This is a genomic window from Enterovibrio litoreus (assembly GCF_045679545.1).
In the GTDB taxonomy this organism is placed as follows: domain Bacteria; phylum Pseudomonadota; class Gammaproteobacteria; order Enterobacterales; family Vibrionaceae; genus Enterovibrio.
Genome location: NZ_CP166195.1, coordinates 528,608 through 549,151, shown reverse-complemented (window position 1 = coordinate 549,151; position 20,544 = coordinate 528,608). Strand labels below are relative to the sequence as shown.

17 protein-coding genes are annotated in these 20,544 nt (G+C 46.7%); 7 read left to right on the top strand and 10 right to left on the bottom strand.

What is annotated here, in order from left to right:
- Positions 1–263: 263 nt before the first annotated feature.
- Positions 264–587 carry a DUF4156 domain-containing protein gene (locus tag AB8599_RS17980; protein ID WP_407334271.1) on the top strand — a complete coding sequence of 108 codons (324 nt, stop codon included), beginning with the start codon at positions 264–266 and terminating at the stop codon, positions 585–587.
- On the opposite strand, the gene AB8599_RS17975 is transcribed toward AB8599_RS17980, so the two are convergent.
- The 9 genes from AB8599_RS17975 to AB8599_RS17935 all read right to left on the bottom strand — a co-directional run bounded on the left by AB8599_RS17975 (position 578) and on the right by AB8599_RS17935 (position 12,024).
- Positions 578–2,086 (bottom strand): glycosyltransferase, encoded by a 1,509-nt coding sequence (locus AB8599_RS17975; protein WP_407334270.1) that lies wholly within the window; start codon positions 2,084–2,086, stop codon positions 578–580. The two genes, AB8599_RS17980 and AB8599_RS17975, sit on opposite strands and share 10 nt — an antisense overlap.
- The gene (locus AB8599_RS17970) at positions 2,083–3,669 is read right to left on the bottom strand and encodes an alginate biosynthesis protein Alg44 (RefSeq protein WP_407334269.1); all 1,587 of its coding nucleotides are present in this window, start codon (positions 3,667–3,669) and stop codon (positions 2,083–2,085) included. The genes AB8599_RS17975 and AB8599_RS17970 overlap by 4 nt, the downstream gene beginning before the upstream one ends.
- Positions 3,670–4,096: 427 nt before the next feature.
- The gene (locus tag AB8599_RS17965; RefSeq protein WP_407334268.1) at positions 4,097–4,435 is read right to left on the bottom strand and encodes a hypothetical protein; all 339 of its coding nucleotides are present in this window, start codon (positions 4,433–4,435) and stop codon (positions 4,097–4,099) included.
- A gap of 181 nt (positions 4,436–4,616) precedes the next feature.
- Positions 4,617–8,621, bottom strand: coding sequence for a response regulator (locus tag AB8599_RS17960; protein WP_407334267.1), 4,005 nt, complete (start codon positions 8,619–8,621; stop codon positions 4,617–4,619).
- Positions 8,622–8,631: 10 nt separating this feature from the next.
- A complete protein-coding gene (locus AB8599_RS17955) occupies positions 8,632–9,627 on the bottom strand; it encodes a response regulator (protein WP_407334266.1) in 996 nt (331 codons plus the stop codon).
- A gap of 127 nt (positions 9,628–9,754) precedes the next feature.
- The gene (locus AB8599_RS17950) at positions 9,755–10,060 is read right to left on the bottom strand and encodes an AzlD domain-containing protein (RefSeq protein WP_407334265.1); all 306 of its coding nucleotides are present in this window, start codon (positions 10,058–10,060) and stop codon (positions 9,755–9,757) included.
- On the bottom strand, positions 10,057–10,794 hold the full coding sequence (locus AB8599_RS17945; RefSeq protein ID WP_407334264.1) for an AzlC family ABC transporter permease: 738 nt from the start codon (positions 10,792–10,794) through the stop codon (positions 10,057–10,059). Before AB8599_RS17945 ends, AB8599_RS17950 begins: the two co-directional genes overlap by 4 nt.
- 14 nt (positions 10,795–10,808) lie before the next feature.
- Positions 10,809–11,669, bottom strand: coding sequence for an AraC family ligand binding domain-containing protein (locus AB8599_RS17940; protein WP_407334263.1), 861 nt, complete (start codon positions 11,667–11,669; stop codon positions 10,809–10,811).
- Between the two features lie 148 nt (positions 11,670–11,817).
- A complete protein-coding gene (locus AB8599_RS17935; protein WP_016959796.1) occupies positions 11,818–12,024 on the bottom strand; it encodes a cold-shock protein in 207 nt (68 codons plus the stop codon).
- Positions 12,025–12,593: 569 nt separating this feature from the next.
- Here AB8599_RS17935 and mak point away from each other — a divergent pair.
- The 3 genes from mak to AB8599_RS17920 all read left to right on the top strand — a co-directional run bounded on the left by mak (position 12,594) and on the right by AB8599_RS17920 (position 15,194).
- The gene (gene mak, locus AB8599_RS17930; protein ID WP_407334262.1) at positions 12,594–13,493 is read left to right on the top strand and encodes a fructokinase; all 900 of its coding nucleotides are present in this window, start codon (positions 12,594–12,596) and stop codon (positions 13,491–13,493) included.
- A gap of 259 nt (positions 13,494–13,752) precedes the next feature.
- Positions 13,753–14,700, top strand: coding sequence for an SPFH domain-containing protein (locus tag AB8599_RS17925; protein ID WP_407334261.1), 948 nt, complete (start codon positions 13,753–13,755; stop codon positions 14,698–14,700).
- Positions 14,700–15,194: an NfeD family protein gene (locus AB8599_RS17920; protein WP_407334260.1), complete on the top strand. Its 495-nt coding sequence runs from the start codon at positions 14,700–14,702 to the stop codon at positions 15,192–15,194. The genes AB8599_RS17925 and AB8599_RS17920 overlap by 1 nt, the downstream gene beginning before the upstream one ends.
- 51 nt (positions 15,195–15,245) lie before the next feature.
- Here the strand turns inward: AB8599_RS17920 and AB8599_RS17915 are convergent, their stop codons facing one another.
- Positions 15,246–16,193, bottom strand: a complete 948-nt coding sequence (locus tag AB8599_RS17915) for a LacI family DNA-binding transcriptional regulator (protein ID WP_407334259.1) — start codon at positions 16,191–16,193, stop codon at positions 15,246–15,248.
- 224 nt (positions 16,194–16,417) lie between these two features.
- Between AB8599_RS17915 and AB8599_RS17910 the strand changes: the two genes are divergently transcribed.
- From AB8599_RS17910 to AB8599_RS17900, 3 genes are all read left to right on the top strand, one after another.
- Positions 16,418–17,995, top strand: coding sequence for a glycoside hydrolase family 32 protein (locus AB8599_RS17910; protein WP_407334258.1), 1,578 nt, complete (start codon positions 16,418–16,420; stop codon positions 17,993–17,995).
- Between the two features lie 8 nt (positions 17,996–18,003).
- The gene (locus AB8599_RS17905; protein WP_407334257.1) at positions 18,004–19,392 is read left to right on the top strand and encodes a PTS transporter subunit EIIC; all 1,389 of its coding nucleotides are present in this window, start codon (positions 18,004–18,006) and stop codon (positions 19,390–19,392) included.
- Positions 19,393–19,525: 133 nt separating this feature from the next.
- The gene (locus tag AB8599_RS17900) at positions 19,526–20,464 is read left to right on the top strand and encodes an aminoimidazole riboside kinase (RefSeq protein ID WP_407334256.1); all 939 of its coding nucleotides are present in this window, start codon (positions 19,526–19,528) and stop codon (positions 20,462–20,464) included.
- Positions 20,465–20,544: the final 80 nt, after the last annotated feature.

Sequence of the window (20,544 nt, the reverse complement as noted above, 5' to 3'; positions counted from 1 at the left end):
TGGGACGAAAATTTGTCTTGGGTTGGTAGAGGCGGTTCGCTGTCCAGATCCCAGAATGTAATGCGAGAATGCTATCCATCATAACTAATAATACTGTATATATGCACAGTATTATTCTAGAGTGAGATCAACGGGAGAGCAAGTGCGTTTTGATACATGATGTCCGTATCAATTATGACGATTGCATCTTGAAAATATCGCAAGTGCAGAATGAAGTGCATATACTGTTTGCACTTAACTTGATAATAAACGTAGAGAAAATCATGAAGAAATGGCTGTCACTTCTTGTTCCATTTTTACTCTCAGCGTGTGTGACAACCGCAGAGCCGGACAGTGAAAATATTGATGTGTTATGGGGTGATACGCTGGAAATGACAGACTGCGAAGACAAAGGAGTTGTCGTGAGTTCAGAAGGGCATTGGTATGACTTTTGGTTGATTGCTGATGATGTGCTGACGGCAGGGGCAGTAAACGAATTGCGAAATAGAGCGATGATGCTCGATGCGGATACCGTTCTACTTTACCCCCCTCGACCCTTTGCTAGCTCAGTGACATTTCTCGCTAAGGCGTATCGCTGTCACCCATAAAGCCACATCACGAAAATGAGCAGTGCGCTGAATGCAGCGGTGGTTTGCAAATGTGGGAGCCATCGCTTAATCCTTTGAGATATCGAGTTATCTTCCGTTTTCCCATCAATGCCCTGACGAGTCCAACGTTGGATGTTGGGGTGGAAAAATAGGTAGACCTTAACCAAAGATCCCACCAATTGTTCGTACCACAGCAAAGGGACGAAAATGGGATGGAACTGTCCTGATTGTATCGAGATAAGTAGCACGTTTGCACTTCGTGTCGCAATAACCCAAAACAGGTAGGCAATGACGACTTTGGTGCCCATATAGGTGGCTACTACCAAGGCTAATGAGGGGCCTATTAAAGTTGTCCACATACTGATGCGTTGATCCAACAAGCAAAACCATAAAAACCATCCTGCTTTTCTGGGGCCAAGTTGAATGGCGCGAATGTTACTTCTCAACATGTTGCCGTACCAACGTGTCATTAAAGACATGCTGGTTTTGACGAAACTGCCGGATGGGGCATCTTCTAAACAGGTGACAGAAACATCGGGGAGGTAGAGCATTTTCCATTGTTCTTTTAAGACAAAGAACCAGGTGCTTTTGTCGTCCCCCGTCAACATGCGTATGCGTCCATAACGCCAGTGTTTCACATGGTCATACCGAAGGCTGTCAATAAAGTCGGGGGATAGCGCCAACGAGGCGCGGTATGCTGAAAAGCGACCTGTCAGCACCAAAACGCGGTAAGTCAGGCTTAAAGAACTCATGTAAAAGTGTCGTTGCGCCATTCGCTGACGATACCATTGTCGAGTCAGAGAGTTTCCTTTCACAATCGGCTTGTTGTGAGTGGTGAGAGCGCCGAGGTCATGATAACGCATCAGAAAACCTGATACCTTGGTCAAAATCCCTTCAGGTAATACCGTGTCACCATCCATTAAAATCAGGATGCTGTCTTTCGACACGGGCCGCTCTTCGGCCAGAAGGGTGAGCGCATCTGCCATGGTATTTCGCTTGCCGCTACCGTCTTGATCAATGATGTAAAGACTGACGGGAACGCGTTGCTGTAGTTTGTTAAATTGCGATTCGATGATATTGAGGTCGGCTTCATCCGTGACACAGGCTACCGCACGACACGCAACACCAAAATTACCAATTTCATCAATAAGTGCTTTAAAAACAGGCGCACTGATCTCTGGCGTTGTTCTGTAACACGGGATAACAAGAAGAATTTCGCTGGGTTTTTGCGTCATGTCCGCCAAGCTTGATAGCGCGGGGTAACGTACATATTGATAATAGAGTCCTCGCATAAGGTGGATGCTTTTCCAGCCATAGCGCCATAGGCCGATAACACCAAGGGTATAAAGCACTTCGGGCTGCACTTTGTCGGCGGGTAAGAGGGTGTAGAGCGCCCATAACCCCAACAGGAATGCGGCAAAGAACAACCACCATAAGATCGTGACATGACTGGGGTCATCACGGTGGAAGTTCTTAACAACCAGCTTGTCGACGTTCATAGGTTAAACCAATGTTTGAAGATGTCTTTCCAGCTCACAGTGGCAATCACAGTGGCGGGCTCATTGACGATAGAGTCACGGTCTAATTCTGAAGGCAGCACCTTAATCAAGGTGTACTGCTGAAGCCTCGGAAGGGTCTTGGGTAAACCGCTGAGTGACTCGCCTTCTTCGTTGTAGATGTCGCTGTTAGATGCGCTGTAGTATTGAATGTGATCGATAGTGCCGACCAATTTTTCATCTCTACTGGCGAGTCGATATTCTACAGGCATACCGATCTTCAATAGCTCGGCGCCTTCAAGCGGCATCAGCGCCAAGATGGATCGCGCTGTGCGGTTTTGTTGGGCGACAGGAGACAACTCAAACACTGAAGTACCGGTTTGGACGACTTGTCCATCAGAGGCATTGATGGTCACGATATAGCAATTACATGGCGCATAAGCGAGACCACGTGTCTTCAGCCTTTCGATCTCTTCGAGGATCCGGTCTTTCTTGGTGACCAATATTTCAAGCTTGTTCTGAATCTCAAACGGAGATTTCATGTCCGCTTGTGCTTCACGAGGAGGCGAACCGATTAAAATTTGGTCAAGCTGGTTTTCAATTTCCTCCATCTCTGCATCCATGCTAAGGATTGCACGTTTGATCTCAAATGTTTCAACCCGTTCGAGTTCACGAGAAACAGCATCAACCGTACCTCTTTTTACCCCGGTATTATAAAGCGCTAAAATTTGCTCACGCGTCGCAAGTTCTTGTACTAATAATTCGCGTTTTTCCGCGAGGATCTGAAGCTCTTTGAAAAGGCGGGAGTTGTAACGCGCAACGGATTCTTTGCTTTGACGTAATAGCGTCTGCAAGTAGCTAATTTCACTGTTGATGCTGCTTAACGCCTGGGTATCTTTGGCGAGAAGATCGGTACCTTCTTCCGTAAAGACAGTGAACAGTAATTCTCCTTTCTTCACTAACTGCCCGGGCTTGTAGTCACCAAGTCTGAGTACGCCGTTGTTGTAGCTGCGTTGAGTAAGTACAGGTTGGCTGACAGCCGCATGTGCTGACGCGATAGACAAAATACGGGATTGAACCATCAGCGCAGCAGTGATCACTAAAGCGACAGATACCAGTGCGACAATGGCAAAGCGCCACCAGTTTTGTTGCATGCGCTTCACTTCTTCTTCGTGAAGCTGGGCTTTCACACCATATGACGTAACACTTTCAAGAGAAATGGTTTCGCCTGTCAGATAGGTATCAACAATACTCTGCAGTGTTTTTTGGTGGCCGGAATTTAGAGAATAGAATTGGCAACCGAGCGCATAGCCTTTCTCGCTAGCACGCATCACCTCGAATTGAACAGGGGTAGAAAAACGGCCAACAGGGAGTTCGAAACAGAGGTGTCCGTGGTGTTTATCGCCTTTCTTTCCTGGATATTTTTCATCATCAATGGAGAAACCACCGACACTCCATTCCTTTGTCGGGTAGAGGACACCATCAATTTCGATTTGTGCGGAAAATTCAATTCGTGGAAATTTTCGCGCACCAGAACGAGATTGAAAAGTATGAATCGAACCTGTGCTTATCGCTGCTACTCCCATAGTGCCTCCTGACACAATGATTTATACCTGGTAAATGCAATTGTTGCGCCAAAACAACATTTGTATATAAATTGACCCGGTATCTCATTGTTGAGGCTAGTGATAAGTGTATTAGTTAATGAGCGTGTTGGGACGAAATGTCGCTAATAATGTGCGGTATAGGAAAATCTTGATACGTTACTGACAAAAAATTGTCGAGGAAGGTGTGTTTGTGCTCGCCGAGAAAAAATGAATAATCATACCTGCTTGGCTAAGGGGATGGTTGCAAACTGCGAGGTGTCCAAATGCGCTTTTCGCAAAATGACTCTAAAAAAGAACGAGAAGAAGTCTTAGCCTTCTCCTCGTTTTTGTTAATTCTAGTGAGATTGTTTGCTGTTTCCGCTTTGACGATAGAGCGACAGATCTTTTGTTATCAGAGTGTTTGCTATCAAAGCTTTGACGCGCGTTCAATGTGAAAAAGATGAATCTCATGCAATATGCGTTCAGAAATAATTTCAGAGATGATGCCGTCAAAACGCGCTTGCAGTGATTGAACAGAAGGGATCATTTGCATCACACCTTCTTCATTCTCTGGGGTAATTTCCACATCTAACTCCAAATCGCAATCTAAGGTGGCGATAAAGGGCTTCATTCTTTCAAGGATGCAATTCACCATATATTCACTTGAGCTTAGGTGGCAAAGCTCATCGCGGATCAGATCCGTTAACGCGCATGTCTCCGGCGCGGGTGGCACATTTTCGGTTGGAAAATGAATAACAGTCGGCATAGCGTACTCTCTAAAAATTTTTAATTTATTGAAATTATGTTTTTTATTATTTGTCTTAAAATTAATTAAAAAATGCCCATTTGCCTAGGCTGGGCTGAAGATAGTGGAGCTTAGTTAGCAATCTTTACAAAAAGGGCTTAAAAAGCAACCTTTTCAAGCTTGCATAATTTCCAATGCTCTACTACGGCTTTGATTCGAGCATTTTTTGGCATAAAAATGCGGATTTTTTCTGCGCCTTTTCAAATAAGCCTTCTGGCAAGCTATTGTTTTCAAAATCATATTGCTCAAGCTCTTTACACAGACTCCCAAAATCAACAGCCCCCACCATTAATGCGGCCCCTTTCATTTTGTGCGCGATCTTTTTCACATCAACGAATTGGGCGCTGTTCCATGCATCTACAAGCGCTGCCATGTCGTTTTCTTGTGATTCCAAGTAGCGGTCGATTAACATCCCAATGAGCGCAGGATCGTCGCCTGTGGTTTCTTTCAGTGTACTGAGATCGAACAGCGAGGAAGTGTTTTCCACTTGAATAGTGGCTGTGTTGTCATGCTGTTCTGCGACGTCTACTAATTCTGATGCTGGAGAGCGCATCGGTGATGACGCTACTACGCCTTCAACAGGGGGGAGCTCTGCGTTCGTTTCAGCATCGCTGGCGACGTCACTGCTATCACCACTGCTATCAACAGTGCTATCACCAATGCTACTGCCAATTGATTCGCCAAGTGCAGGCATCAAGCTGTTCATCATCGTAATTAGGGCCTGTTGCTTGAATGGCTTAGAGATGTATTCAGTCATCCCTTCCTCCAAACAACGTTCTCGGTCGCCAACCAGTGCGTTTGCGGTCATGGCAATGATAGGGATAGGTGGAAGGTTATTCTCCGTTTCTAACTGGCGTATTTTCCGGGTGGCTTCATAGCCATCCATCACTGGCATTTGGCAATCCATAAACACCATGTCATAGCGGTTTGCCATAAATCGTTCGAACGCAATCGCGCCGTTCTCGGCGATGGTTGTTTTGCACCCCAGATTTTTGAGTACAGTTGCAATCAGCTCCTGATTAACAGGATGGTCTTCTGCCACCAAAATAGACAGGCCGCTTCGCAGCAATGTGTCATCAGGTCGTTTTGAGGTGTGCTCTTGATGCGTCATATGACGATAGATTTCGTCGCGTGACAACCCTTGCTGGTCAAGAGAGAGGATACTCTCAAGTGCTTGGGTGAGATTGAAAATATTGAAGGGGGCGGTAAGCACCGCTGAAATAGGCAGATTGTTTTGGGTTAAGAATCCTTTGACGTCTGCTAAATATAAGACGTGTTTGGTTTGGTTTGATGACGTTAGCGGCGCTTGGAGTTCATCGAGTGATAAGGTGTGATCTATCACAGTCACACTAAAGCCTGCCGATTGCTCAAGAGCACGTATGGCCGAATTATTATCTCGAGCAATGACAGTTTGTATACCATGGAAATCGAGGTATTTTTGAATGTTCGTTATTTGACTGACGCAACGAGAGACTAATAGCATTCGGTGAGGCTTTAATATTTCAGATTGTGCTGGAATCGCGTGGTCACTTTCAGGAATACTGACTGTTAGACGTGTTGAGAACGATGAACCTCGGCCTATCTCACTTTTTGCGCTGATCTCTCCACCAAGCAGATCAACAAACTTGCGGCAAATGGGCAAGCCAAGCCCCGTGCCTTGATAGCGCCGCTTGCTGGAATTATCAATTTGGGAAAAGTTTTCGAATACTTTATCGAGGTTGTCCTTACTAATGCCTATACCCGTGTCCGTCACTGTGATTTCAATAGCACAGTGACTGGCGGAGCGGTGGAGTTGAACAATGGAAACATCCACGAAACCGGTATCGGTAAATTTAGCTGCGTTGCCAGCAATATTGACCAAAATCTGTCTGAGTTTGCCAAAATCTGATGTGATTTCTGGCGGTAATTCAGGATCGGTAAACGATGTGAAACTGACCCCTTCTTTAACACGAGGCGCCACAATATTGGTGACGTTTTCCATCAGTTCATTCACCAAGAAGGTCTCTTCTCGGATCGACATCTTTCCGGCTTCGATTTTTGATAAATCGAGAACGTCGTTGATGATATCAAGAAGGGCATTCGCAGAGATTGAAATGGTGTCGTTATAGTGGCGTTGTTCATAGGACAACTGTGTATGGTCTAACACTTCCGACATTCCAATAATGCCATTGATCGGTGTGCGTATTTCGTGGCTCATCATGGCCAAGAAATTAGATTTCGCCTCATTGGCTTGTTCCGCTTCTTCTTTGGTTTTTATTAGCGCTTCATTTACTTCTTGGTTAAGTTGCGTTTGCTTGTCGGAATACAACATGCTGCAAATGCTCTTTACCACGGGGGCAATCCAGTTGATGTGCTCTTCCGAATACGGTAGCTCTCGCCCAGCCAACACAATGACACCAATGGCTTCCCCTTTAGTGATTAAAGGCAACAGAGCATAGTTGGGAAAAAAGCCCTCATCGTCGACGTCATCATTTTGATGTAAAGATGAATACTCCGTGCGGCGCAGGGAAATCGCCGACTCTGCGAACGGCAGAAGATGTTTAGGAAGCGCGGAGAAGTCGCTGACAAGCCCTGCGACTTGATGTTTAAATAACAGTGTCTGTTCACCCTTTTTTATCTCTAGCATGGCGGTGACTTTGCTTTCTGTGAAGGTTGCCAAAACCACCAGTGCTTTTTTGAAAGAGCGCTCTGAATTCCCCGTGGTCATGTACATGTCTTGCACCGTGTTGAATACAGAATAAAGCGCATTGCTTCTGCTTAGTGTGGCCTCGGTGTTTGACTGTTGGGTGATGTCCCGAATATTGATCACCACGTAAAAACTGTCACTGATCTGCTGTTTTTTCGCTTTTATATTTAGGTAGATGGCATCTGCATCTTTTCCTTGTCTCTGAATTTTATTGAAATCGCCATGTTCAAGTGCGCGTTCTTTTGCATTTTCTAGCACATCAATTAACGCCGTGTTGTGGCTGGATCTTAGACCGGCCAATGGGCCATTGCGTGGGATGTTCTGTGGAAGACCGATCAGTGTTTTCGCACGCTCATTCACGGAGACGGTATGACCAGATTCATCCACAACAATGACGCCGTCAGCGTAATTGAGAAGGATGGATTCCAAGTAGCGTTGGCTAAAACCGATTTTTAGAACAGATTTGGCGTGTCGCCACAAGAAAATTGAAAACGCGAGGGAAACAATCAGAAACGCAATGGCCAAATAGGTGCGCGTATAAGTAACGACACTTAGCGCCTTGTCTGCTCTGAATTCAATCACAAGACCAACAGGGTAAGTGCTGTGCCACTGCCAAATACCAATGGATTGCTCTGGTAAGTGACCACGAAATCCAAGCGTGTTTATCATGAACGTTTTTGATGTAGACGCCATTAAGTCTGAAGGAGTGGGGATATTGTTCTCGTCAGGCGAAGGCGCGACTTCAAGGCGAGTAGGCAGCGCAAATGAATCTGCTGGCGATGAGATGACTTCCCCGTCGGTATTCACAGCAAATGTTAAACGAGTGGGGCCTGCTTCTTGTGTCACGAACAGTTTGTCGAAATCGTGGGTGTCTCGTATCACTAACAATATTGGTGAATGGCTTTGGTTGTCGGTATTTTGTAGCACTGTGCCCATCGTGATGGAGGCGGCTTCATTGTCAGTCAGTATTTCTGGTGCGGAGATATACGTTTGTTGGGATTGAATGACGCTTGCATGGCGAATGTAGGCCTGTCTGAGTAACTCGAGATTGTCGGGTTTCAGGCTTAATACTAGCTCTCCTTTTGGGGAGAAAACGGCAAGATTATCAAATTGAAAGCTGTCAGCATAACGTTCAAAAGCGGTGTATATGAAGTCCGTACTGTGAAGCTCCCTGCCGTCATAGATACCACTGTCCGACAGTATTCTTCGTACTTGTTTGTCTCGGACAATGATTTGTAATTCTCTTTCTCTGTGTTCTTGCCAATCGCTGATAGCGCTATTCAAACTGCTCATCTCGGCCTGTAAGAAATAGTTCATTTTCAGTTCAGTATCTTGATGGATGGCGCGATAGAACCAAAGAAAGGTCAGTAGCAAAAGAATGATCACAGCACCGCCACTTATAAACAGCTGGGCAATTGTATGACGAGACTCGGGGCTAGAAAGGAGGAGGTGTGAGCGCATTTAGTCCTCGTTATTTTTCACCAGAGAAAACGGACTTGTATTTTGTGTCTTCTTGCACGACATGTTTCACCCACCAAAAGCGCAAAAGCTTAAAGAAATCCGTCTTATAAAAGCTTGGATCGGCTTGGCACTTCAACACCAAGAAGTCTGCTTGCTTCACCAGCCTTGCATGAATATCTTGGTGTATCTTCAGACGAGAATAATCACGCTCTTCCAATAACGCTTCTTCACGGAAAATGTGCTGTTTCACGTAGTGCTGGAAGCGATTTGAGACATCTTCGAAAGCATGGCCTTCATGATGGGTGACGATAAGGTCATAGGTATCATTGATAATGTTGAGCAGCTCTTTGTTGCTCGTGTCCAGCTCTTCATTTCCGACGGTGAAGCGGTCTTGCCACTTAATGAATTTTTTGCGGTCATCCTCTTCGGGCTTGGATGCTTCAGGGGTGGGGCTAGTTTGCGCATGCAACGGTTGCGAAGTATCTGCTTTTTGCCCATGCAAAAGCATATCGAATTCTTTAAGATCCTGGTCATTAAAAGCGACCGTACCATTAACTTGGAATGCGGTGGATTTAGCAGGATCTTGTTGATACATCGAGAAGTAATGCTCAATGGTTTTCTTTGGTTTTGCTTGTTGTGAGAGTTGAGTAATTCGGTCTTGCAATGATTGACGGTTGACCGGCTTGACCAGAAAAGCATCAACGTCAAAGGCGATACATTGCGCGATGACATGCTCGGACGCATTCGCGGTGAGGATGATGATTGGAATGTCATGAGGTAGCCCATACCTTCCGCTTCGGATCAGACGTAGCATTTCAAGCCCATCAATGGGCTCCATCTGTAAATCAGTAATGATCAGAGAAGGACGGTGATGAAAAAGCTTAGAGATTGCATCGGCGCCATCAACAGCGGTAATCGACTCTTTAAAGCCGAGCGACTTCGCCATAATCGCAATTGTTTCACGAATCATGTCATGATCATCAACGACAAGGCATTTCTCTAACATCTAGGCTCTCCAATTACTTACATGCACCTATTTAAGAGATAGCCTATATCGCTGATTTTTCAATAAAAGAGACAGTTGTCTCATGAGTATTTTTCGTGTGTCGGAGGTGGGTCTCGTTCTTGTGAAATTATCGAATAAACCAAAAGAAAATCATTGATATTAGAACAGTAGATAAAGTGCCCAATCGCAGCAGGCTAAGTGCACATACAAAGATACCTGCAATCAAGAAAGGGTTTTGAACTGAAATCTCCAATTCACCCTGAGGAAAAACCAAAAAAGGGACAGCTAAAGCCGTTAGCACCGCTGGTGCGCTGTATTTCAAAATGCGCTGCATCACCGGCGTGACACGAAATGGAATGCTTTTGGCGAGAAAAAAATAGCGTACAGAAAACGTGATGCATGCCATGCCGATGATCATTATCCATGTGTTCATTGGTTATCCTCCTTGGTGATGTTTTTTGTGGGGAGCAGGCTCTCGCAGAAAAAGCCCGCAACCATTCCCATTAACGCGGCCACGATCAAGGCATTGCTAATGCCAGCAAGGGTCAGCAGGACAATCGCGACGGCAGACACCACCACGCTCACCAAAATCGGAATATCCTTAATGGTGGGAATAACGAGTGCAATAAACGTGGCCGCAATGGCGAACTCAAGGCCGAGATCTTCAATGTTGTCAAACTGGCTACCGCCAAGCACGCCGACCAAGGTGGCAAGATTCCAGCAGAGATAAAAAAAAGTACCGGTGATCAACGCGTAATGGCGATCAAAATGCCCCATCTTTTCTGTGTGGACAGCACTCACCGCATACATTTCATCTGTCAGTACAAAGCCGAGCGCTACACGCCAGCGTAAAGGGAGAACCCGAATATATTGGCGCAAGTTAACGGAATAGAGGAGGTGCCTCGCACTGATCACAAACGTGGTTCCGAACAGGGTGCTCGCGGGTGCACCTGCAGCCATCATGGTGACCCCTGAAAGCTGCGCAGCACCTGCAAACACAAAGAGCGACATGGCCTGAGCTTGAAACGGCGTCAGCCCCGCTTGAATTCCGAGAGAGCCACAAAGCACACCCCAAGGTAGAACAGCAAGACTCAGAGGGAGCATATCTGCACAGGCACTTAACCATGTGCTTTTCGAGGGGCGAGACACAGACGATTCCTTTTGCATGTTTTAGTCTTTTGTTATGACGACATGACAGCCGTTATATCAATGCGCGGTTTTGAAAGCTTGCATGAAATTGCGCGCTGGTATTGTTTGGGTGTGACACCGATGGCGCGTCTGAAATGGCGATGCAAGTGACTTTGGTCGTGAAACCCACTGGCGATAGCGCAATCAAGGAGAGATAGGCCATTTTTCAACATCGATTGCGCGAGACGAATACGCTGTTGTATTTGATACGCATGAGGGGGAAGCCCAAAGCGAGCCTTGAACTGGCGAACAAGATGATACGGACTGATACCGGACAGAACGCTTAAGGTGTCAAGATTTACAGTGTCGGTGACATGCTGATGGAGATACTCTCTAACAACGTCCAACTGTGGCCCAATTTTCGCGATATCAACGGGTTGCTGAGGATGCTTATTGAAACGACAGGTTAACGTTAGGAGTATGTGGTGTGTGAAGGTTTCCGTGAGTAAGGTGTCTTCATTGTTTCGCAGCAAGGCAAAAAGTGTCAGGAGTTGGTTAGCCAGTTTCGGGTCTTGTTCTACCGCAAAAGGGAAATAGGGGACATCTGATGCCAGCCCAAGATCTTTTGTCACTGCTTGAAACTGTTCTTTAGTGGGATACATAGCTTCATAGGCCCAGCCTCCTTCACTGGCAGAATGGCCATCATGAATTTGGTCCGCATTGACCATGATAATGCTACTTGTTGGCGCAACGTGATAGCTTCCATTTCGCCAAAAACGCTGCGCGCCATGGCGGATCACACCGACTGTATAACCTTCATGTGTATGGCGTGAAAACGCCTGCTTTTCATACGTTGCTTGCAGGAGTTCTAGCCCACCAAGCAAAGGAGAAGCATTAAATTTTGCATGTTCCATTGCAGACCTTCATTGCCTTAGCCGCTTAGTATAAGGCAAAACCGGGATGAAAATTTGTACGAAATTGCGGGAATTGGTCACATGAAAGAGGCAAAACGAAGAAAGGACGCCCGAAAGCGTCCTTTTAAATTCTCTGCGGTTAGAAAAATTATGCTTTTTCTACGTTTGCAGCTTGTGGGCCTTTTTGGCCTTGCTCGATTTCAAATGTTACTTGCTGGCCTTCAGCCAGAGTTTTGAAACCGTCGCCAGTGATAGCACGGAAGTGAACGAATACGTCTGGGCCATTTTCCTGTTGAATGAAACCAAAACCTTTCTCTTCGTTAAACCACTTCACTGTACCGGTAGATTTAGACATGTTGTCTCCTGAATATATTTCTATCTGTTACTTTGCAAAAAGCATGTGGACCTACTAATGAATCTTTTATGGTGACAAATTTAACGAATATCTTCAGGACAACTTACTTATGCGAAGGTAGGGTGTAACGAAGTGAGTATTCAATTGCAGCATAAAACGCTCTATTAACCAGGTCGAACAATATTACAGCGGAGAAATCGAATGTAAAACAAGTGTCGATTATCTCTGCATCACCGTGTGCGTTTTGTCACTCAAATCGCGCTATCAAAGAACGGCTAAGATGACATTGTGCACCCTATAAAAATAGTAGGAATTTAGAGAAAAGAAAGTGAGTTATCTCTCGAAATTTAAAAAGAATTCTCAATTCCAGCTATTAATCAAGTGGTTATAGCTATATTTGGCGCCGTATTTATATCGATAATTCAACACCTTTCGGCGCAGGTTGTCAGGTATAGTAAGCCTTGCTAAGCGTTGAGCTTTTCCCATATCTTGATATGAATAGAGTGTCTGCAGACACGACATAGTTGTTTTGGCGCATATTTGTCGTTTTCTACGCGTGGAGGAACACAGTGAAAATTGGTATAGATTTAGGTGGGACCAAAATTGAGGTGATGGCTATCACTGAGAGTGGTGAAGAAGTTTTTCGCAAACGTGTTCCAACGCCTCAGCATGACTATCAGGCAACGCTACAAGCAATCAAAGGTTTAGTCGATGATGCAGAAGAAGCTGTCGGTCAAACCTGTACCGTTGGCCTGGGAATACCAGGCACCTTATCCCCGGTATCTGGCTTGGTGAAGAATGCCAACTCCGTGTGGTTGAATGGTCAGCCTCTCGATAAAGATCTTGGGCAATTACTCAACCGGGAAGTTCGTATTGCTAACGATGCTAACTGTCTCGCTGTATCAGAAGCGGTTGATGGGTCTGGCGCAGGCAAACAGATGGTTTTCGGTGTGATTATTGGTACAGGTTGTGGTGGGGGTATCGCGATCGATGGCCACGTTCACGTAGGTGGAAATGGTGTGGCTGGTGAATGGGGGCACAATCCCTTGCCTTGGCAAAATCAGTTAGACACTAAGCAAGCCTCGGAAATTCCCTGCTATTGTGGCAAACCGGGTTGCTTAGAAGTGTTTATTTCAGGGACCGGGTTTTGGAAGGATTTTGAACTGACCACAGCACAAACACTGCGTGGCCCCGATATTATCCAATTGGCTGAGCAAGGCGATGAAGAAGCCGAAGCCTGTATTCAGCGTTATGAAGATCGGTTGGCGCGTGCGCTGGCATCTGTGGTGAATGTGATTGACCCCGACGTGATCGTACTAGGTGGCGGGATGTCCAATGTAGAAAGGCTGTATACCAATGTGCCTAAGCGAATGTCGCAATGGGTGCTTGGTGGCGAGTGTGCGACGCCTGTCGTGAAAGCCAAATACGGGGACTCTAGCGGCGTGCGTGGCGCGGCGTGGCTTTGGTAAGCCCTCTCATTGTGAACCACTGAGTCACGAACTGAGTCACTAGAAGGTAAGGTAATCCATCACCTTGCCTTTTTCTTCTTTTCTTCTTTTCTTCTTTTCTTTTCATTTAGATTCACCTTTATTCACCGCACATTCTTTAGCAAAGAAATTCTTTCCGTTAATAATCCTAGTCCAGTCCCAATTTCCATCCTTTGATGCATTTTTAGTCAGCACATTTCGTTATGATGGGCCAAGATTTCAGATAGTTAAGGAAACAAAAATGGATTTTATTGCGCTGTTACCCGAACTGCTAAATACGTGGGTCATTTTGGCTATTTTGGTGGTCATCTTCTTGCGTTCAGCAGTGAAGTTTGTGCCGCAAAACACGTCTTATGTTATTGAGCGATTTGGTAAATATAACAAAACAATGGAAGCGGGCTTGAACATCCTCGTGCCGTTTATCGACCGCTTGGCCTACGTTCGCACATTAAAAGAGCAAGCATTTGATGTGCCAAGCCAATCGGCAATTACTCGAGACAACATTTCATTGATTGTCGATGGTGTGCTTTATATCAAAGTTGTTGATCCCGTTAAGGCGTGTTACGGCGTAGATGACTATATTTTTTCTGTCACTCAACTGGCGCAAACCTCTATGCGTTCAGAAATTGGCCGTATGGAATTGGATAAAACGTTTGAAGAACGTGAAAGCTTAAATACTGCCATTGTCTCTGCCATCAATGAAGCGGCACTGCCTTGGGGTGTGCAGGTGCTACGTTATGAAATTAAAGACATTGATCCACCGCGTTCTGTTTTGGATGCGATGGAGCGCCAGATGAAAGCGGAACGTGAAAAACGTGCTGTTATTCTTGAATCGGAAGGCGCGCGTCAGTCTGAAATTAACGTCGCGGAAGGTAACAAACAGGCCCGTGTATTAGCGGCAGAAGCGGAAAAATCCGAACAAATTCTGCAAGCTGAGGGTGAAGCACAGGCAATTCTGGCGGTTGCGCAGGCACAAGCTGAAGCACTTGAAGTTGTCGGTCGTACGGCGTCAACGGAAGAAGGTCAAAAGGCGATTCAATTGGATCTTGCTGTTAAAGCGATTGAAGCCAAAAAAGCCATCGCGAAGGAGTCTTCCGTGGTGTTGCTTCCAGACAGCCAATCGAGCGCTGCAGGCGTTGTGGCAGAAGCAATGAGTATTATTAATACCTTGAACGCAGGCAAAAAATAATGGATCTAATGGCGTATATTCAAGAACATTTGGCTGAAGTCACTGTGATCACTGGCTTGGTACTTTTGATCGTAGAAGTCTGGATACTTGGGTTGTCGACCATTGTTTTGCTGGCGTTAGGGGTGTCAACCGTTACCACTGGCGCATTGGTGTGGTTTGGGGTGATGCCTGCCACACTGACGGCTGTCATTGCAGGTTCCGGGATTGGAGCTGGGGTGTTAACCGTCTTGCTGTGGTGGCCAATGAAGAACATGCAAAAAACGGTTCGCCGCGAATACAATATCCATAGCGATTTGATGGGGCTGAACTTTGTCTTGGATGCGCAGCTAGACGCAACAAATCCGGCTACAGTTAGGTATTCAGGCGTAAATTGGAAGCTTGTACTTGGCCCTAAGTATCTCAATGCCACTGTGCCTGCTGGTGCTTCAGTCAAAGTGGTCGCGGTTGATGTTGGGAGGTTTACCGTCGAGCCTGTGGAAACAGAAGCCGAATAGCGACCACCATTTTCACGTGTATTCAACGTGATTGCCGCACAACTAAATTGATCACCTTACAACTAACTTGGGTGGGAAGAGCAAAGACGTATACGGTTTGCTTTTTTCACCTTTGTTTTTGACGAGCACCAACATTTCTTCAAATCCTCGATATGCCATTTCACGTATAGGCTGAGCGACACTGCTAAATGCCATTAGCCTCGCTGTCATGCTGTCATCAAACCCAACGACATCCACCCCCTTGATCCCGTGTTTTTGCAAAGAAATAAGCAACTTTTCTGCAGTAACATCATTCATGCAGAAAAAGGCGGTGGGTGGCTTTTTCTCTTGGTAGCAACGCATGACAAAGGCATTCAAGTCACCATCCGCTTTTACATCGAAGCAGCGTTCGTCTGGCAGTATGAAATGACGTTCCGTTAAGTATTTGGAAAAGCCATTCAACTTCGCTTCAAGGCCGGCCCTCACGCCCACATAGCCAAATTGGCGATGCCCCTTTTTAATCAGGTGCTCTGCGGCAAGTCGTCCGCCCTTTTCATGATCGACCGCGAAGCTGGTAATAAGTGAAGAGGTACGAGTCAGCATCACAACGGGGTACGGCAAAGCCTGAAGATGTTCAAGGAACCCCGTTTCGCATGTCAGCGGAAGCAAGAACACCCCATCAACGTTGTGTCGGGCGCACTCTTCAAGGTAAATGCGCTCTTGGTGGCGATCATGCCGACTGTTAAAAAACAAAATGCTGCGGCCGTGTAGATAGGCTTCCCTTTCTAGAACATCAAGAAACTGGCTGAAAAATGGGTTCGTAATATCCGGCACTATTACGCCGAACAAATTGGTGGGTTTGGGGCGCTTGCGTTGATGTGGTTGATAGCTAAATGCTGTCATGACAGCTTCCACTTTTGCCCGGCGGTCAGGCGAGACAGTGTCTGGCTTGTTCATTACGCGCGAAACTGTTGCGGTGGAAACACCCGCTAGTTTGGCGATTTCTCTCACTGTGCTCATTCTTGTTACCCGCTCATATATTGAACTTTTCTGATGGAAAGCCACCGACATTGTAGACCAAAATGTAACAAAAATTATTTGTTACATCACAGTTCCAATCCTCTCTTAGCGAAACCAAAACAAAGAACCTCTGAAAGCAGTTGTTACTGATGCTGTCAGTAAAAACCTGCCGTAAGCTTGCGATCTGCTCCGCGAAGGAGACAACACTTTTTGGAGACCTTGTTTTGAAACTACTGTCCGACCCGAAGTATGTTGCGCTGACTAAAGCGACATGGTCGATATTCGATGAATACCAACATGAAGTGGCATCAAGCCACTGGCGTCCTCGCTACCATATTTCTCCGGTGGCTGGGCTGTTGAACGACCCGAATGGATTCTGTTTTTTCAACAATGAGTACCACCTGTTTTACCAATGGTATCCGTTTGGTATTGCTCACGGAATGAAGCATTGGGCACATGTGAAATCTGACGATTTAGTGAACTGGTCTTCACCCACACTCGCAATGACCCCAGATACCGCTTACGACGCTCGCGGTGTGTACTCGGGTGCGGCTTACTGTGTAACGCAAGAAAACGGTGAGCAAGAATGCTTGCTCTATTTCACGGGCAACCTGAAATACGAAAACGATATTCGTGACGCGACACAGTGTGTAGCAACCCTTTCCAAAGATGGCGTGGTGACTAAAAGCGACAAAAACCCACTGATCCCAGCGGTGCCTGCAGGTTACAGCGGACATGTTCGAGACCCGAAAGTCTTCGCAGTTGGCAATGAATATCGCATGTTGCTTGGCGCGCAGACCGAGCAAGAAAAAGGCTGCGTCTTGGTTTATCGCAGTGACGATGCCATGGCATGGGAGCTAATGGGAGAGTTGGACGTCCGTTTTACAAACGACGATGACATCATTGGCGGCTACATGTGGGAATGCCCGGATTTCTTTGAACTGGATGGACGTGATGTGCTGGTGTTTTCGCCACAAGGTGTCGCGCCACAAGGCGAACGCTTCCGCAATGAATTCAACGTGGTGTATTGCTTGGGTCGAGCAGATTGGCGCACGCTAACTTTTGATGTTGAGGTGATGCAGGAGCTGGACCGCGGCTTTGATTTCTATGCGGCACAAACCATGGATAACCATCCTTTTGGCGAACGTATTTTGTCTGCATGGGCGGGATGTGGTGACCCCGATTACCCGAGTGATCGTGAAGGTTGGAGCAACTGCCTAACGTTCCCAAGAGCACTGACCATTCAGGACAATCAGCTTTGCCAGCGGCCCGTTGACGCCATTCAAGCACTTTACGCTGAACATCAGCAAGGTGAAGGCATGGGTTCAGGCATGAAGGCATTGGCAGCAGATATCCTAAACCGTTATCGCTTCACACTAACGCTAGATGGCGTGCAGCGCCTTACCACACTGAGTTTGTTGGCGACTGCACACGAATCACTAGATCTCATCATCGATGCGGATGAAAACCGCATCACGCTCGATCGCAGTGGTATGTCTTCGCGCTTTGCAAAGCAGTGGGGCGAGCAGCGCAGTGTGTTTTATCCAGTGGGTGAAACGCTGGAAATCGATGTGCTGATTGACGGCAGTATTGCGGAGATATTTATTGATGGCGGCCGGCTTGCGTTTACAGCACGGGTTTTTCCGCAATCGCCTCGCAGCCAGATTGAACTGCATTCGACGTCGAATATTCACTACCGCTTCAATGCATTCGAAATTTCTCCTTCAGTGAACACAGCCCCGATAACCGCAGAGGCGCTTGTTCAGCTGGATTTACACACGGAACCAACCAGAGAATCATAGGAATAATCATGGACTATATCTCCGTAGCCGAGAAGATCATCGCTTCTGTCGGCGGCAAAGACAACATAAAAAATGCTGAGCACTGCGCCACGCGTTTGCGCATTGTGTTGGTTGATCCTGAGAAGGTGGATGTGGATGCCGCCAAAGGCATCACAGAAATTAGCGGCTATTTTGCGCAGTCAGGCCAACACCAATTTATTATTGGTACAGGCAAGGTAAGCCACGTTTATGCCGAAGTCAGCCAGCTTCTAGGTAAAAGCGACGATTCGGGTGAATCATCTGGTGACTTCAAACAAGATGCTTACGCAAATATGACGGTGATGCAGAAAGTGGTGCGTACCTTTGCCGACATTCTTATCCCGTTAATCCCTGTGCTTGTTACTACGGGCTTGTTGATGGGTCTTCGCGGGCTCATGCTGCAATTAGGGGTGCCGTTCACTGACAATGGTTTGGCCTTGTTCAGTATGCTGACAGACACAGCATTTGCCTTCTTGCCGGTCCTGATTGCCTATTCTGCGGTTAAACGATTTGGTGGCAATCCGGTACTCGGTATTGTGGTCGGCTTGATGATGGTTGCCCCTCAATTACCCAACGCTTGGGCAGTGGCGGGTGGTCATGTAGATCCGATGTCTGTCAGCGTTTTTGGTTTCACGATTCCGCTGGTGGGGTATCAGGGTACGGTATTGCCGGCGATTTTTGCAGGTTGGTTTGTCGCGTGGTTAGAACAGCGTTTACGCCGCGTCGTACCTGCAGTTATGGATCTGGTTATCACGCCGTTTCTGACCATTTTGATCGCTATCAGTGTCATTATATTTATCGTTGGGCCAATGCTTCAAGCCGTGGAGCATCAGTCCACTCAGTTGGTCGTGCTTGGTCTAGATTTGCCATTTGGTATTGGCTACATGCTGGTGGGCGCATTGCAACAAGTCATCACTATCTCTGGTTTGCATCATGCGCTGGGCGTGATTGAAATCGGCTTGTTGAATGAAACGGGTTCAAATCCGCTTAACCCATTGATCACAGCGTCTATGGCTGGTCAGTTTGGTGCCGCCATTGCGATTGCGACGCTGCTTAAAAACAAAGTGAAAAAAGCGAATGCCTATAGTGCGTCGGTTTCAACCTTGTTTGGTATTACCGAGCCTCTGTTGTTCGGTGTGAACCTGCAATACGGTAAAGCCTTCCTTATGGGTATGATCGGTGGTTCTGTCGGCGGTATGGTGGCGTATATTTTCAATGTGAGCGCGTCGGGTATGGGGATTACTTTCATCCCTGGCATGTTGCTTTACACCAGTTCGGTGATGGATTTACTTATGTACCTTGCGGTAATTGCTTCAGCGTTCTGTACATCGTTTGTTCTTACGCGCATCAACAATCCAGTGCAGACTGCACAAGGTTAACCCGTCGTTTATCGCCTGCAAAACGCTTGTTTTTGATAAGGCAGCCTTTTTACGAAAAGGCTAAGTCGTGCTTGAATAGACCGCTTGAATGCGGTCTATGATTTTAGAACATGTTTTTATGGGAACGTATTCAATGAGTAAAGTGTGGTTGACTGGCGACGCGGTAGTAGATTTGATCCCTGATACTGAGATGACATACCTAAAATGCCCCGGCGGTGCGCCAGCGAATGTGGCTGTGGCGGTATCACGCCTTGGTGGTGATGTGGGCTTCTTTGGGCGTGTTGGCGATGACCCGTTTGGTCGTTTTCTTGCTGACACACTAAAACAAGAAAGCGTGGGCATTGATTATCTCGTGCTGGATCAGGACAAGCGCACGTCTACCGTGGTGGTGGATCTGGATGCCAATGGCGAGCGTAGTTTTACCTTTATGGTGAAACCCAGCGCTGACCAATTTATGATGCCGGAAGATATCCCGACGTTTTCTGCTGGTGAGTGGCTGCATACTTGCTCGATTTCATTGGCGAATGAACCAAGCCGAAGCAGCACGTTTATGGCAATGGAAGCGATCAAAGCGGCAGGTGGTTTTGTTAGCTTTGATCCCAATCTTCGTGAAGAAGTGTGGCAAGACCAAAGCGAGATTATCCCAACTGTGATGCGCGCAGTTGCCATGGCTGACGTGGTGAAATTTTCTGATGATGAGCTGCTATTTTTGACTCAAAAACCAGATTTTCAATCCGCGCTGAAAGAGGTGGCCACGTTAGGCAACCCGTTAATTTTGGTCACTCAAGGGGCGAAAGGGGCATTGTTGGTGCAAGGTGACCGACAAACACTGATCACAGGTAAAGTGGTAAAACCTATCGACACCACAGGTGCAGGAGATGCCTTTGTAGGAGGATTGCTGGCTTATCTCGCCAAAGAACAATCGTCAGAACCCCAGTTACTTGCTAACCCTGAAACAGCGAAAAAAGCGGTGATTTGGGCAAATGCCTGTGGCGCGTTGGCGACAACGAAAAAAGGCGCAATGACGGCATTGCCAGACTTGACCAGTTTAGAGGCCTTTATTGCCGGCTAGATTGCCATGCCATGCAGCAAGCAACAGCTTTATCGATAAACGCTCACAAAAGCGCGGGATACACAAAAGTTCCCGCGTTT